The sequence below is a fragment of the Ochrobactrum sp. XJ1 genome, from assembly GCF_024701725.1.
GTDB classification, from domain to species: domain Bacteria; phylum Pseudomonadota; class Alphaproteobacteria; order Rhizobiales; family Rhizobiaceae; genus Brucella; species Brucella anthropi.
In genome coordinates this window covers 359089-372423 of the sequence record NZ_VDGD01000005.1, presented here as the reverse complement: position 1 = coordinate 372423, position 13335 = coordinate 359089, and the positions used below count along the sequence as shown (strand labels likewise).

The window sequence follows — 13335 nt, the reverse complement described above, 5'->3', positions numbered from 1 at the left end:
TTGGTCTGGGTCATTAGCCGCGTGGCAGGATGCGGCGCAGGTAGTCACGATTTGTAGCCGAAACGGAGAGCCCGTCGCCACCATAATGTTCGCATAAGAAGGGGCTGGCAAAACCGTGATCCAGCGCCATCCTGATAGCTGTGCGATAATTGATGATCCCGCTTTCAAGGGGAGCTGGATGCGTGACGGTCACACCGGATGCTGGGTCTTCCGTACGGGTGTAATTCTTGACGTGCCAGAACTTTGCGTAAGGCGCCACCTTCTCCATCATCTTCTGCCAATGTTCGACCGGACGGTGCAGACGGATGAGATTGCCAAGATCGGCATTGATCCCGACATTGTCGAGGCCAACTTCCTCAACGAAACGGACTGAACTGTCCGCAGTGCCAAGATAGGTATCTTCGTACATTTCAAGCGACAGCTCTATACCAAGCTCATCCGCATGGCGACCGAGTTCACGAATTCGCTCAACAGCCTTGTTCCACACAGCCGGATCGTCCGGGTTCTTAGCACCATCGACCGTCCAGAACCACAATGCCTGTTTTTGAGCGTCCGTCAGCGGTTCAAAAAGCCCGAAGGAAACGCAGCTCGCGCCAATTTCCTTAGCGGTGTCGATGACCCTGTGACCATAAGCCAGATATTCGTCGCCGTGTTGTGCGTCGATCACGCTGCGTCGCGACGTCGAAATTGCAGGAATAGTAAAGCCGAGCGATTTGACGACCGCCATAAATTCACTGAGACGAATCGATGACAAGTCAGCCAGTCGCAGCCAGCTGTCGGTCGGATCAAGTTCGGTAAACCCTGCATCCGCAACATCGGACAAAGTGCGGGCCCAATCTTCCACCGACTGATCCTGCACCGAACTGCCGTCCGGCAGCATATTGGGATACTGGATCATCGCTGCTGCAATTGGCCAGGTTTCGCGTGTCCATTTGGAAATCGTCTGTTGCAACTTACATTCCTGTTCTTTTGCGTGATCCATCGACATCAGGCCACGTTGCCGTTACCGGAGGGAATTTCGGGTTTCCGGCTACGCAGTTTGCCAATGCCCCAGAAGATGGCGGGTGAAACAAGCAGGAAGACGCCGAGCGTCATCAGCGATGCAACCAGGCCATTCGACCAGAATATCGAAAGCTGACCGCTGGACATCATCATCGACTGACGGAATGCATCTTCTGCCTTGTCTCCGAGAACCATGGCTAGAACCAACGGTGCCAGCGGATAGTCGAGTTTCTTGAAGATATAGCCCAGCACGCCAAATGCGATCACCAGCCAGACGTCGGTTATCGAGTTGGCGACCTGATAAGCGCCGGAGAAAATGACCGCGACAATGATCGGCCCGATGATCGAGAACGGCACGCGCAGAATAGATGCGTAGAGCGGCACGGTCGCAATGACCAGAATAACGGCGACAATATTGCCGAGATACATGGATGCAATCAGACCCCAGACGAAATCCGGGCGATCCGTGAACAATGTCGGGCCGGGAGTGAGGCCCCAGATCATTAGGCCGCCCATCATCACAGCAGCGGTAGCCGAACCCGGAACACCAAGTGCCAGCATGGGGAGAAGCGCAGATGTACCGGCAGAATGGTCAGCGGTTTCCGGAGCCACGATACCGCGCGGGTCCCCCTTGCCGAACTTCGATTTATCGCGGGCAGAACGACGAGCCACGCCATAGCTCATAAAGGATGCAGCCGTTGGTCCGGCGGGCGTTATGCCCATCCAGATACCGATCAGCGTTGAGCGTGCAAGCGTGAACCAGTAACGCGGTATCTCCAGTAGCGTGCGCCCGATCTCACCGAGACGCACCCGTGCCTTGATGCCATCAAAGCGCAGCCCCTCCTCCGTCGTCAGCAACAGTTCGCCGATCCCGAACAGGCCCATCACTGCAATCAGAAAGGAGATACCCTTGATGAGTTCCGGTATTTCAAATGTCAGGCGCAAATTGCCGGAGATAGTGTCCATGCCCACCGAGGCAAAGGCAAAACCGATCATCATGGAAACGAGCGTCTTGAAGGGCGATTGAGCACCCATGGATATAAAGCTGGCGAAAGCCAGAAAATAAACAGCGAAATACTCTGGCGATGAAAATCGCAGGGCGAAATTGGCAACCCAACTAGAGAGCAGTGTAATCATCACCACACCAGCCAGCGCGCCGATGCCAGCCGAAACGAATGCCAGCGTCAGGGCGCGGCTCGCATGTCCGGCCTTCGCCATCGGATATCCATCGAAAGTGGTGGCAACGGACGAAGGCTCGCCCGGAATATTGAAAAGAATGGACGTGGTTGATCCACCGAACAATGCCCCCCAATACATACAGGACAACAGAATGATCGCGGAGATGGGGTCCATTGTAAAAGTCAGTGGCAAAAGCAGGGAAACACCATTGGGCGCACCCAATCCCGGCAGGACACCAACCAAAATTCCAAGCGTTACACCCAGCATCATCAGCAAAACATGATTGAAACTGAGTATGTGGGCGAAGCCATCCATCAGGAGACTGAAGTTTTCCATGTCTTTCCTCCCAAGACATCGGACTTTCCGGTATCAATAAATGCCGAAGAAAGCCTCCACCGGACCTTTAAGGAGCGGAACCTTGAAGCCGATTTCAAAAATGACGAAAAAGAAGAGGGAAACGGCAATACCGGCTGGCAATGAAGCCCACCATTTGTAGCGCCCCTGAAACATCATCGCTGCAGCGATGTAGAGCGCGGTACCGACATATAGTCCGAGAACCGTCGATATGGCAGCGAAGGCAACCAGCGGCAAGGCGAAACCGAGAACAGGTTTCAACCGAGAGAGTTCAACGAATACTTCTCCGCTACCACGATGTTTTACAAATGCCAGAACGAGATTGACCGTGCTTCCGAACATGATCAGTAGCCCGATGTAGAACGGAAAATAACCTGCATCCGGGCCCATTTCCGTCCAGCCTGTACCAGCCTGTAGTGAGCCATAACAGACCACCGCTCCCAACCCACCCGTCAAAAGAGCTACGCTCGCCTCGACGATGAAGCGGGAAATTCCGGCCTCGCCTTTGTCACTCATTGGATAAGCTCCTTCAATGAATGGTGCAGACGCCGGCGGCGTCTGCACAAATACACGAAACGTCAGTTGGCAAGCCAGCCTTCACGCTTCAGCACGGCCGTTACCGCTGTTTCATCGTTCTTGATAAAGGATGAGAGTTCATTACCGCTCATATAGGCGGCAGATTGCGAACTATCGGCAAGATACTTCGCCCATTCAGGTGTTTCGGCAACCTTCTTGAGTACGCCTGCATAGTAATCAACGACGTCCTGATCAACGCCCGCAGGAAGCCATACAGTACGCGGCATGGCGTAATTTTCGATTGTAATCCCCGCTTCCTTGCAGGTTGGGATATCGCTCCACCCCATATCGCCAGCAATCTTGCCGTCACCTTTGAGCTTTTCGCCCTTGAAAACGCAAAGCGGCTTCACCATGCCTGCCTGCCATTGGCCAAGATTCTCGCTGGGATTGTTGACGTTGGCAGCAATGTGCTCCCCCGCGAGCTGGACGGCAGCTTCGCCACCGCTTTTGAACGGGATGTAGCCGAGTTTCGAGCCCGTGGCATCGTTGATCATGGATGTCAAAATCTGGTCAACGTCCTTGGACTGGCTGCCGCCAACCTTCAGGCCCGCATCATCTTTCGCCTTGGCGATGAACTCTGCGGCTGTCTTGAATTCAGACTTTCCGTTGACCCAAAGAATGAATTCATCCGAAGCCAGTGCCGAAACTGGGACCAGATCTGCCGATTTATAAGGAACCTTTGCGCGCACCGGCAAAAGATAGGCGTTGTTCGTGCCGAAAGCGAGCTTGTATGGATCGCCCTTATAGCCGGCAGTGTAGACAAAACCTTCTGCTCCGCCCGCGCTGCCCTTGTTTGTGACGACGATTGGCGCACTCATCAGGTCATACTTGCCGATGATCGACTGGATCGTACGCGCGAAAATATCTGTGCCGCCGCCCGGTCCTGCAGTCACGACAAACTCCACCGGCCGTGTCGGCTCGAATGCCAGAGCGGATGATGCGATTATTGCCACTCCTGCTGCCAGGCAGGCAATGTGCAAAGACTTCTTCATGGTCTATCCTCCCAGTTAAGCGGCATGGGCCTCCCCCCATGCCGATAGTGTCAAAATGACAAAAATCAGGCAGCGTCTGAAAGTGCTGCTGCTCTTTTCGCCATTCGTGCCGCGAGCAGGATCGCTTCGCGCGTGGCTCCCACGTCGGCGATGCCCTTTCCAGCAATATCGTACGCTGTTCCATGGGCCGGCGTGCAAAGCGGGAATGGCAATCCGCCCATCATTGTCACACCTTTGTCGAAGCCCATCAGCTTCATCGCGATCTGACCCTGATCGTGATACATGGTCAGCACCGCCTGAAAATCATCTTTCAGCGCACGCAGGAACACTGTGTCAGCCGGAAACGGGCCATCGACGTCGAAACCCTTGGCCTTCGCTGCCCTTACAGCAGGCTCAATAATGTCGATTTCTTCCATGCCAAAGCTGCCGCCATCACCGGCATGTGGGTTGAGCCCGGCCACTGCAATCTTCGGATTGTCGTATCCCGCTTTCTTCAGGCACGCCCAAGCCAGTTCCAGCTCGGCGAGAATTCCTTCAACAGTCAGGGTCGAGGCTACATCCTTGAGCGGAATATGCGACGTCACGCGCGCGTTCCAGACTTTCTCCAGAACGTTGAACTCACGCACCTTGCCTGTGAAGCTCAGCACATCGGCAACAAAGCGGATTTCGTCGTCGTAACCCGGATAAGCGAACCGCATCGCCTGCTTGTTGAACGGCGTAAAACAAACAGCCTGCGCATGTCCAGCATCGGCAAATTTCAGTGCGGTACGAAAGTTCTGGGTTGCGAAAGTTCCGCCAACCAGCGTGGCTTCGCTACGCACAACATCCTTCGGATCGAGATTCTTCAAGTCAACGAAGACGTGTTTGCCGACCGGCATGTTAGGTGCATTTTCGAGGTTGGCATCCTGCAGATCAAGTTTAACACCTGCGATATACGCACCTTCGTCCAGAATGCGGCGATCACCGAAGACGATGATATGCGCTTCTTTTCTGACATCCGGCAAAGCGAGCAGACGGGCTGTCAGCTCTGGACTGACACCAGCTGGATCCCCCATTGCAAGCGCGATCACGCTCGGTTCAGCGCCAGTAACGGTCATTAGCATCCTCCTCGTCTGCATTCTGTATACAGCATTCATAGGACAGCCCTCCGTACGACGCAAGCATTTTGTATTCTGTATGCAGCATTTTATGTTGACGGTTGAAAGCTGGCCAGCCATCTTCGCCTCAGTTGGTGCGATGAGGATTCGAAACCACTCTTTGAGAAAAAGGCCGATGGACGAAATTCAGAAAACCGGGCAAGCCGACAACGGCTCACAAGCGTTCCGCCGCACTGCCTTGCACGATATGCTCGTCAACCATCTGCGCGACATGATTATCGAAGGGCAGCTGGAGCCAGGCACGCGCCTGCATGAAGGCCAGCTCGGAGAACAACTCGGCGTGTCCCGGACACCGTTGCGTGAGGCGATCAAGTATCTGGCCAGCGAGGGACTCGTCGAGCTTGTTCCAAGCCGCGGTGCTGTTGTGAAACGGTTCAGTGCAGCTGATGTCAGGGACATGCTCACCGTCCTGCGTACTCTGGAAGAACTTGCTGGGAAACTCGCCTGCGAGCTTGCGACCGACAAGGAAATCGCCGAGGTTCGTTCGCTGCACGATGAAATGATCGAACGCTACAAGCATGCTGACCGACTGCAATATTACAAACTGAACCAGCAGATTCATCTCGCCATCGTTCGCCTTGCCCAGAACCCCACGCTGGCTGACATTCACCAGATGCTGCAGACGAGATTGAAACGGATTCGTTTCGTCGGCCACGAAGGCGCCGAGAAATGGGCGGCGGCTGTATCTGAGCACCGAGAAATGATCGAGGCGCTGGAAGCCCGCGACGCGACCCGACTGTCTGAAGTATTGGGACGCCATTTGACCAAGGCATGGGAGCGCGTACGCGACTCGATGTAAAGGCAATCAGGTGGGTAATTCTATCTGTTTATTACTATCAGTCAGATTATCGTTTGATCAAGAACATCGGATGGGTTCTAACTTAATCGAGCCGGATCGCGTTACAGATCAGGGCGGGATCATTTTCGCTTATCCGATGCATTGGTACAGACTATGGAACTAAAATGGCTGGAAGATTTCGTCAGCCTCGCGGAACACAGGAGCTACTCCCGTGCTGCAGGTGACCGCAATATCACGCAGTCCGCTCTCAGCAAGCGCATCAAGCAACTGGAAGACTGGGTTGGTCTGCCACTAGTCGATCGGTCATCCAACCCAATAAGCCTGACAAAGGCAGGAGAATGCTTTCTTCCGCGGGCACAAGATGCTCTCGAAATGTTGCTCAGTGCTCGCAAGAGTGTCAGCGATGGCTACAGCGCAACGTGGGAAATCATTTCTTTCGCAACACTCAACACGTTGTCGCTCACATTCTTCCCGCATTGGATGGCACAGATTGAAGCTTCTGGGGCTTCATTCCGTGCCCGTTTTGCCGATCCGCATTCATCGTTCGTCGGTAATATCTCCACACTCGTCAGCGGGCATTGCGACTTCTTCCTGACTTATGCGCATCCCGCTGTTCCGCAGATGGACGATCTTGGCAACTACCCCTTCCTATCATTAGGAACCGAAAGGGTCATTCCGGTCTCTGCCCCCACGCCGAATGGACAGGCCCTGCATAGCCTGAAGGAAAAGTCGCTACCGATCGACTTCCTCAGCTATCGTGGCAACTCGTTCTTTTCTCTCGCTCTGCCCTGGCTGTTTGAGAAACATGGCTTCCAATTGAACACTGTTTACGAAAACGGAATGTCTGTTGCGCTCAAGGCAATGGCGGTCTCCGGACACGGTGTTGCATGGATACCGGAAAGCCTTGTCGACGATGAATTGAAGCGCGGCGTACTGGTCCGCGCCGGTGAAACAAACACCGATTTGTTGATCGAAATCCGTGTTTACCGAACACTCCAATTCAGGAACAAACAGGCGGAACTCTTCTGGCGCCGCGCCTCACAACTGGTTTCCCAGAAAAGTGGCCACGACGCCGGAAGTCTTGCGCCGAGTTAAGACATCAAGGCCGAGGAAAAAGTGCCGCGGCAGCTTTCAGGTTTGCCGCATCGTCAAGACCGTGCAAATCCAAAAAGATCTTATCTGCGGCCGGAATCGCCGCACAACAATCCAGAAATTTCCGCGTCCGGTCATCGGCACTGAAAGGTTGCTGCAGAGTACCAACAGCGAAGCTGCGCGACGCCTGCAAAACACGTCCGTTTTTCAGTGTAACGGTTGCGACATGCGGCAGCTTTTCCGCTGATACCCGTTCTTCCTCCATCGAATAACTTTGCATGGCGATAACATCGAGCAGTGGATCGTCCCGGAAAGCAACCACAGCCTCTGGGGTGAAATCTGCAAGTGCCAGATGTCCCTGCCGCAAGGCGCGTGCGACGCAATATTGCATTGAGAAGCGTGCCTGCATCTGGTCGGTCGGCTGCGTATATGCGAGATTGCGATAGTTCGCGATCCCAACCAATGTATCTACAGCCACAACATCCTCGGCATCAAACCCGTGCTCTTCCTTAAGATCAAGCAATGAGTCGACGATCATATGGGTTGACCCACAGCAAGGGTGCCGTTTCGGCATGACACCGGCCGTTTCAATCACATGCGCCTTATCGGTGAGGATATCATCGATATCCCAACCGAGACGTGGATCCCCTGCAAATAACTCACGAATACCCTGCTCCCCTTCCAGAATATCGTGCCGTGCCTCCATTCCAGCTTTTGCGAGCAATACAGCCTCAACAGCATTGCGTGCGGCCATGCCCGCATGAAACGGCTTGATCAGCGTGCCGAACTGACCTTTCGTGCCGGATGCGAAACTGGCAGCGATAGTGATCGCCTGTGTGGTCGTGTCGATGTCGAGACCGAGCATATGAGCCGTGGCGACAGCAGTGCCAATACTCCCCACGGTTGAGGTTCCGTGCCAGCCAGCTGTGTAATGTGCCTGTCCCAGGCCCTCGCCTACCAGCGCCTGCGCCTGCAGTCCTGCCAGATAGGCGTCGATCAGACGCCCCCCTGCGGTTTCATCTAAATCGGTCAGCGCCAGGATAGCGGGCACGATCACCGCCGAGGCATGGCTCATACCGGGCAGGAAATTATCGTCGAAATCGAGCGCATGCGCTGCTGTACCATTGACCAGCGCAGCGAACATCGGGCTGCCTGTTCCTCCCGCAACCAACAAAGCAGTTCCACCAGCGCTGAATTCTGCAAAGGCTTTCACAACGCTTTTCGTGCTGACGTCGTCACGGCCTGCCACCATACAGGCCAAGGTATCTAAAATGGCATCGCGCGCCAGTTCCCGCGCATTGGCACTCAACACTGGTTTTGCACATGCCGAAGCAATCGCCAGTGCGACTGTCATCTCCTTCTGCTGCATGACGTTACCCCTGAAAAGCATCAAGAATGAGCTTCAAAAGACGCCCGAACTTGTGTCGATTGAGCTGGCGCCCAGCAATGTCGGTATCCACGCGATGCACGATCACCATATCAAGCGCGGGCAATATGATGCAGAAATGGCCGCCAGCGCCGAAGCCTGCATAGCTGCCTTTCGGTGTCACCACACCGGGGAAGAACACGCCGTCTCGCTCCAGCCACCACATATAGCCATAAGCGCCACGTGCACCAGCATGAGAGTAAGGCATCACACATTCCTGCGCCCACCCGTCAGGTAGAACGGATACACCGTTCCAGCGGCCATTGCGCAGATAAAGCTGGCCGAAGCGCGCCAGATCGCGTGTCGACAGACGGAACGGGTAGGCGGCATGCCGGCTTTCCGTAAAGCGATCATGCCAGCCATCCGGCTTGTCACCATCCAGTCTGAAATCTTCAAGCCCGAGCGGTTTTGCGATACGCTCATCGAAAGCCTGGTGTACGGTCTTGCCGGTCAACTGCGCGAAAATAGTGCCGAGCGCATTGAAATCCCAGTTGTTGTAACACCAGAAGGTGCCTGGCGCATGGGAATGGCGCTTTTCCTTGATCATCCGCATCCAAGGCGTCTCGTAGCCCGCGGGATGATAGACGCCGGAACGCGCAGTCAGGAGATCATAAACCGTCGCCTGCTTCTCGACTTCGCTCAAGCCTTCACTGTCATCAATACCTAGCTGTTCCAGCGTCAGACTGAGGTCGATGGTGCCATCAGCCACATCCTGCCCCATCAGTGCAGCAAGGATGCTCTTGCGAATGGAATGGCAGAGATATTTGTGTGTGATGTCACCATATGTGTGGACGATCTTATTACCTTGGACGACCATCAATGCATCGGTTTCCTGTTGGTCCGCGCAAGCATCAACAGCACGAAGTCCAGCTCCCGACCAACCCGCCGCAGCAGGACTCTTCAAACGTTCCCATTCCTGTCCAGGATTGGCCACCGAATGATAGTTCATACCCGTATTTCCCCAGCCTGATTATGTGCGACGGCTTCCACGCTGGCCTGCAGGAATTCCTGCGTATATTCAGCCTTGGCGCGCAAATGACGAAGATCGTCTGCCGTCAGTTCTTCCAGAATGATGCCCTTGTGCATGACCCCGACACGCTCGCAGATATGCGCCACTACGGCGAGGTCATGCGAAACCATGAGATAAGTGAGATTGCGCTCGCGGCGCAGTACCTTGAGCAGATTGAGAATTTCCGCCTGCACGGAAACATCAAGCGCGGATGTCGGTTCATCGAGAAGCAGCACATCCGGTTCGATGATAAGCGCACGCGCTATTGCGACGCGCTGACGCTGACCACCGGACAATTCATGCGGATAGCGATAAAGGAAACTTGGGCCGAGACCGACCGCCTGCAATACGTCACGAATACGCTCGTCTTTGCGATCCATGTCGTGAATGGCAAGCGATTCTGCCAACACCTTGTGCACCTGCTTGCGCGGGTGCAGCGAAGCATAAGGGTCCTGAAACACCATCTGGACACGACGGAAAAACGCTTTGTCGCGCTCGCCGCCCATCTTCTGTTCATCAAAAACGAAATTGCCTTGATGGTGCGGGATGAGGCCTGCGAGAGCGCGCAGGATCGTGGACTTGCCACAACCGGATTCACCGATCAGGCCATAAGCCTCGCCGCGCTCGATATGAAACTTTACCTTCCTGACGACAGTGGCGCGCTTGCGCCCTTTGCCGAAGCTGATGGAAAGGTCTGAAACATCCACAAATGGAGAGTTGGCGGCATGTGTCATGAGTTTTCTCCCACCAGCGTCGGCTCGGTGAGCCAGCTTTTGTCGCGTTCGGGCACCTTCAGCATATCGACCGGCTGATCCAGCCGAGGAAGACTTGCCAGAAGCGCCTGCGTGTAGGGATGGCGGGCCTTGTGTAGGTCCTTGGCCGGCAGATCTTCCATGATGCGCCCCGCATACATAACCAGTACCCGGTCGCAGAAGTCCGCCACCAGGTTGAGGTCATGGCTGATGAACATCAACCCAGTACCTGAACGGCTGACCAATTCATCGAGCACAGTCAAAACCTGACGCCGCACAGTCACGTCGAGCGCGGAGGTCGGTTCGTCAGCAATAATCATGTCCGGTTCAGGGATCAGCATCATGGCGATCATCACCCGCTGGCCCATGCCACCGGAAATCTCATGCGGGAACAGACGCATGACACGCTCGGGATCGCGAATATGCACGGCCTCCAGCATGGCAATTGTCTTCTGTCGTGCCGCCGCCGATTTCACCCGATGGTGTAGCCGATAGGCTTCCATGATCTGATCACCGATACGGATCAGCGGGTTGAGCGAATATTTCGGGTCCTGAAGGATCATCGAAATGCGGTTGCCACGTACACCGCGCATCTGACGTTCGCTGGCTGACAGCAGGTCAATCTCGCCGAAACGCAGGCTCTTGGCGCGGATTTGTGCCGCCTTTGGTGTCAGCTTGAGGATCGAGCGCCCAGTCATCGACTTACCGGAACCGGATTCGCCTACAATACCGACTTTTTCACGCCCTATGGAAAAGCTGATGCCGCGAACGACATCGATGTTGTGATCGGCACCGGGAAACGACACCCAAAGATCGTCAACTTCAAGCAATGGTTTTGTCATTGATCTTATCCGTTTCTGGGGTCGAGAACGTCGCGCAAACCGTCGCCGAACAAGTTGAAGGCGAGGCTCGCGATCAAGATTGCAGTGCCGGGTACAGCGGCAAGCCACCACGAAGTCATCATGAATTCGCGACCACTGGAAAGCATCGCGCCCCATTCCGGGCTTGGCGGCTGTGCGCCAAGACCGAGAAAGCCAAGGCCGGCGGCCGTCAGAATGATCGAAGACATGTTGAGCGTAATGCGGATCACCACCGACGGAATGCACATCGGCACGACATGTTTCGTAATCACCCGCATCGTGGAAGCCCCCTGCAGACGAATGACGGCCACATAGTCAGACGAGCGGATGGTCAGTGTTTCGGCACGTGCAAGACGGGCTATCGGTGGCCATGCGGCGAGCGAAATGGCGATAACGGCATTTTCGATGCCTGGCCCAAGCGCTGCAGCAAAGGACAGCGCGAGCACGAGACTAGGAAAAGCAAGAAAGATATCGACAATACGCATCAGTGCCGTATCAACCCAGCCGCCCATATAGCCTGCGGTGGTGCCAACGACGAGACCAATAGGCGCAGCGATGACAGCAGTCAGCGTCACGATGTAAAGCGTGATGCGCGAGCCATAGACAAGGCGGCTGAAAATATCGCGCCCCAGTTCGTCCGTACCAAAGAAATGCCCCCATGACGGTGGTTGAAGCCGGTTAGCGAGATTGTTGGCACCAATGTCGTGCGTGGCGATTAGAGGCGCAAAAATAGCTACCAGTACCAAAAGTACGATTACGGCCAGACCGAACACGGCGGACGTATTGGCCATCAGCTTGAACCAGGAACGGCGTAACTGCTGGATATTGGCCTGAAAAGCGGAAGTAGGCACGGGGGCAGTCAGCCAACCCCGCAGAGAATTGGAAGTTTGGGCCGACGATGTGCTGGTGTGGGTGTTCATCGGCAGTGTCCTATCGTGTGCGAGGATCAAAAACGCGATACAGAAGATCGCTGATCAGGTTGATACCGACGAACAGGATGCCAACAATCAGCGTGCAGCCGACCACCGCGTTCATGTCACCAGCCAGAAGCGCATTGGTGAGGTAGCGCCCAAAACCCGGCCATGCGAACACCGTTTCAGTCAGCACAGCGCCTTCCAGCAGAAAGGCATAGGATAGCGCCACGACCGTCACGACCTGAACCGCAACATTGCGGAATGCATGACCCCAAACGGTGCGCGCCCAGGACAGCCCCTTGACGCGCGCAGTGATAATATATTCCTGATTGAGCTGCTCGATCATGAAGCCACGCGTCATGCGGCTGATATAAGCCATAGAACCAAAAGCGAGGATCAGGGCCGGCATGATGATATGGCTTACAGCGTTCCAAAAAGCATCCCACTGCCCCTGCATTGCGCTGTCGAGAAGCAAGAATCCGGTCGTCGGTTCGACGGAATATTCGTAGATGAAGTCGATCCGCCCCGGCCCACCGATCCAACCCAACGTGGCGTAGAAGATCAGCAGCGCCATCAAACCGAGCCAGAAGTTCGGCGTAGAATAACCAAGCAAACTGACCATACGCACAGCATGGTCCAGCGGCGAATTGCGATACATGGCCGAGAAAACACCAAGCGGAATACCAAGCGTGGTACCGATGGCGATGGCCACGGTCGCCAGTTCGATGGTGGCGGGGAAGACGCGTGCAATATCTTCCAGTACCGGACGACCGGAAGTCAGCGCGTTGCCAAAATCAAACATAAGCGCATTCTTGAGGTATAGGCCGTATTGCACGATCAACGGCTGGTCGAGACCCAACTTACGATACATCGTGTCATAGGCTTCTTGGGAAACATTGTCCCCCAGCATGGCAATAACCGGATCGAGCGGCAAAAGGCGGCTGATGAAAAAGGTCAGTGTGACCAGTCCCAGAAGCGTAATCGCCACTGAAATGATCAGGCGCACTGTGGCGGCGAGAAACTGAAGCACCGGACCGGCTTCCCTGTCGCGGTCCGCCTCCTCCACGTCTTCCATGATTTCGTGCGTCGTCATCTGCAAATTCCCAAAAGAGAAAAACGGGATGCCGGGCCAGGATCGCACTGCGAGCCACAAGCGGTCACACGGTCATCCATCGAAGCGAAGAACGCCCGGCGACTACGAGGAAGCCACCGGGAACGCTATT

Annotated in this window: 13 protein-coding genes; 2 read left to right on the top strand and 11 right to left on the bottom strand. The window is 55.1% G+C overall.

What is annotated here, in order from left to right:
* Positions 1 to 13 precede the first annotated feature (13 nt).
* The 5 genes from FG152_RS11460 to FG152_RS11440 form a co-directional block, all read right to left on the bottom strand.
* Entirely contained in the window at positions 14 to 988 is a 975-nt protein-coding gene (locus FG152_RS11460; protein ID WP_010661733.1) for a sugar phosphate isomerase/epimerase family protein, read from the bottom strand.
* Entirely contained in the window at positions 988 to 2517 is a 1530-nt protein-coding gene (locus FG152_RS11455) for a tripartite tricarboxylate transporter permease (RefSeq protein ID WP_010661732.1), read from the bottom strand. Before FG152_RS11455 ends, FG152_RS11460 begins: the two co-directional genes overlap by 1 nt.
* A 33-nt stretch (positions 2518 to 2550) precedes the next feature.
* Positions 2551 to 3051 carry a tripartite tricarboxylate transporter TctB family protein gene (locus FG152_RS11450; RefSeq protein ID WP_010661731.1) on the bottom strand — a complete coding sequence of 167 codons (501 nt, stop codon included), beginning with the start codon at positions 3049 to 3051 and terminating at the stop codon, positions 2551 to 2553.
* A 62-nt stretch (positions 3052 to 3113) separates the two neighbouring features.
* Positions 3114 to 4103: a Bug family tripartite tricarboxylate transporter substrate binding protein gene (locus FG152_RS11445; protein WP_010661730.1), complete on the bottom strand. Its 990-nt coding sequence runs from the start codon at positions 4101 to 4103 to the stop codon at positions 3114 to 3116.
* A 65-nt stretch (positions 4104 to 4168) separates the two neighbouring features.
* The gene (locus FG152_RS11440; RefSeq protein ID WP_010661729.1) at positions 4169 to 5200 is read right to left on the bottom strand and encodes a 4-hydroxythreonine-4-phosphate dehydrogenase PdxA; all 1032 of its coding nucleotides are present in this window, start codon (positions 5198 to 5200) and stop codon (positions 4169 to 4171) included.
* Positions 5201 to 5375: 175 nt separating this feature from the next.
* Between FG152_RS11440 and FG152_RS11435 the strand changes: the two genes are divergently transcribed.
* Positions 5376 to 6059 (top strand): GntR family transcriptional regulator, encoded by a 684-nt coding sequence (locus tag FG152_RS11435; protein ID WP_010661728.1) that lies wholly within the window; start codon positions 5376 to 5378, stop codon positions 6057 to 6059.
* Between the two features lie 153 nt (positions 6060 to 6212).
* A complete protein-coding gene (locus FG152_RS11430; protein WP_010661727.1) occupies positions 6213 to 7154 on the top strand; it encodes a LysR family transcriptional regulator in 942 nt (313 codons plus the stop codon).
* Between the two features lie 4 nt (positions 7155 to 7158).
* Here the strand turns inward: FG152_RS11430 and FG152_RS11425 are convergent, their stop codons facing one another.
* Genes FG152_RS11425 through FG152_RS11400 form a run of 6 tightly spaced genes read right to left on the bottom strand, consistent with a single transcriptional unit; the run spans position 7159 to position 13205 of the window.
* Positions 7159 to 8520, bottom strand: coding sequence for an MmgE/PrpD family protein (locus FG152_RS11425; RefSeq protein WP_010661726.1), 1362 nt, complete (start codon positions 8518 to 8520; stop codon positions 7159 to 7161).
* 4 nt (positions 8521 to 8524) lie between these two features.
* On the bottom strand, positions 8525 to 9526 hold the full coding sequence (locus FG152_RS11420) for a serine hydrolase domain-containing protein (protein ID WP_010661725.1): 1002 nt from the start codon (positions 9524 to 9526) through the stop codon (positions 8525 to 8527).
* Positions 9523 to 10320 (bottom strand): ABC transporter ATP-binding protein, encoded by a 798-nt coding sequence (locus FG152_RS11415; protein WP_010661724.1) that lies wholly within the window; start codon positions 10318 to 10320, stop codon positions 9523 to 9525. Before FG152_RS11415 ends, FG152_RS11420 begins: the two co-directional genes overlap by 4 nt.
* A complete protein-coding gene (locus FG152_RS11410; protein ID WP_010661723.1) occupies positions 10317 to 11180 on the bottom strand; it encodes an ABC transporter ATP-binding protein in 864 nt (287 codons plus the stop codon). The genes FG152_RS11415 and FG152_RS11410 overlap by 4 nt, the downstream gene beginning before the upstream one ends.
* 5 nt (positions 11181 to 11185) lie before the next feature.
* The gene (gene nikC, locus FG152_RS11405; protein ID WP_010661722.1) at positions 11186 to 12118 is read right to left on the bottom strand and encodes a nickel transporter permease; all 933 of its coding nucleotides are present in this window, start codon (positions 12116 to 12118) and stop codon (positions 11186 to 11188) included.
* Positions 12119 to 12128: 10 nt separating this feature from the next.
* Complete coding sequence (locus tag FG152_RS11400) at positions 12129 to 13205, bottom strand: ABC transporter permease (protein WP_010661721.1); 1077 nt, start codon at positions 13203 to 13205, stop codon at positions 12129 to 12131.
* Positions 13206 to 13335: the final 130 nt, after the last annotated feature.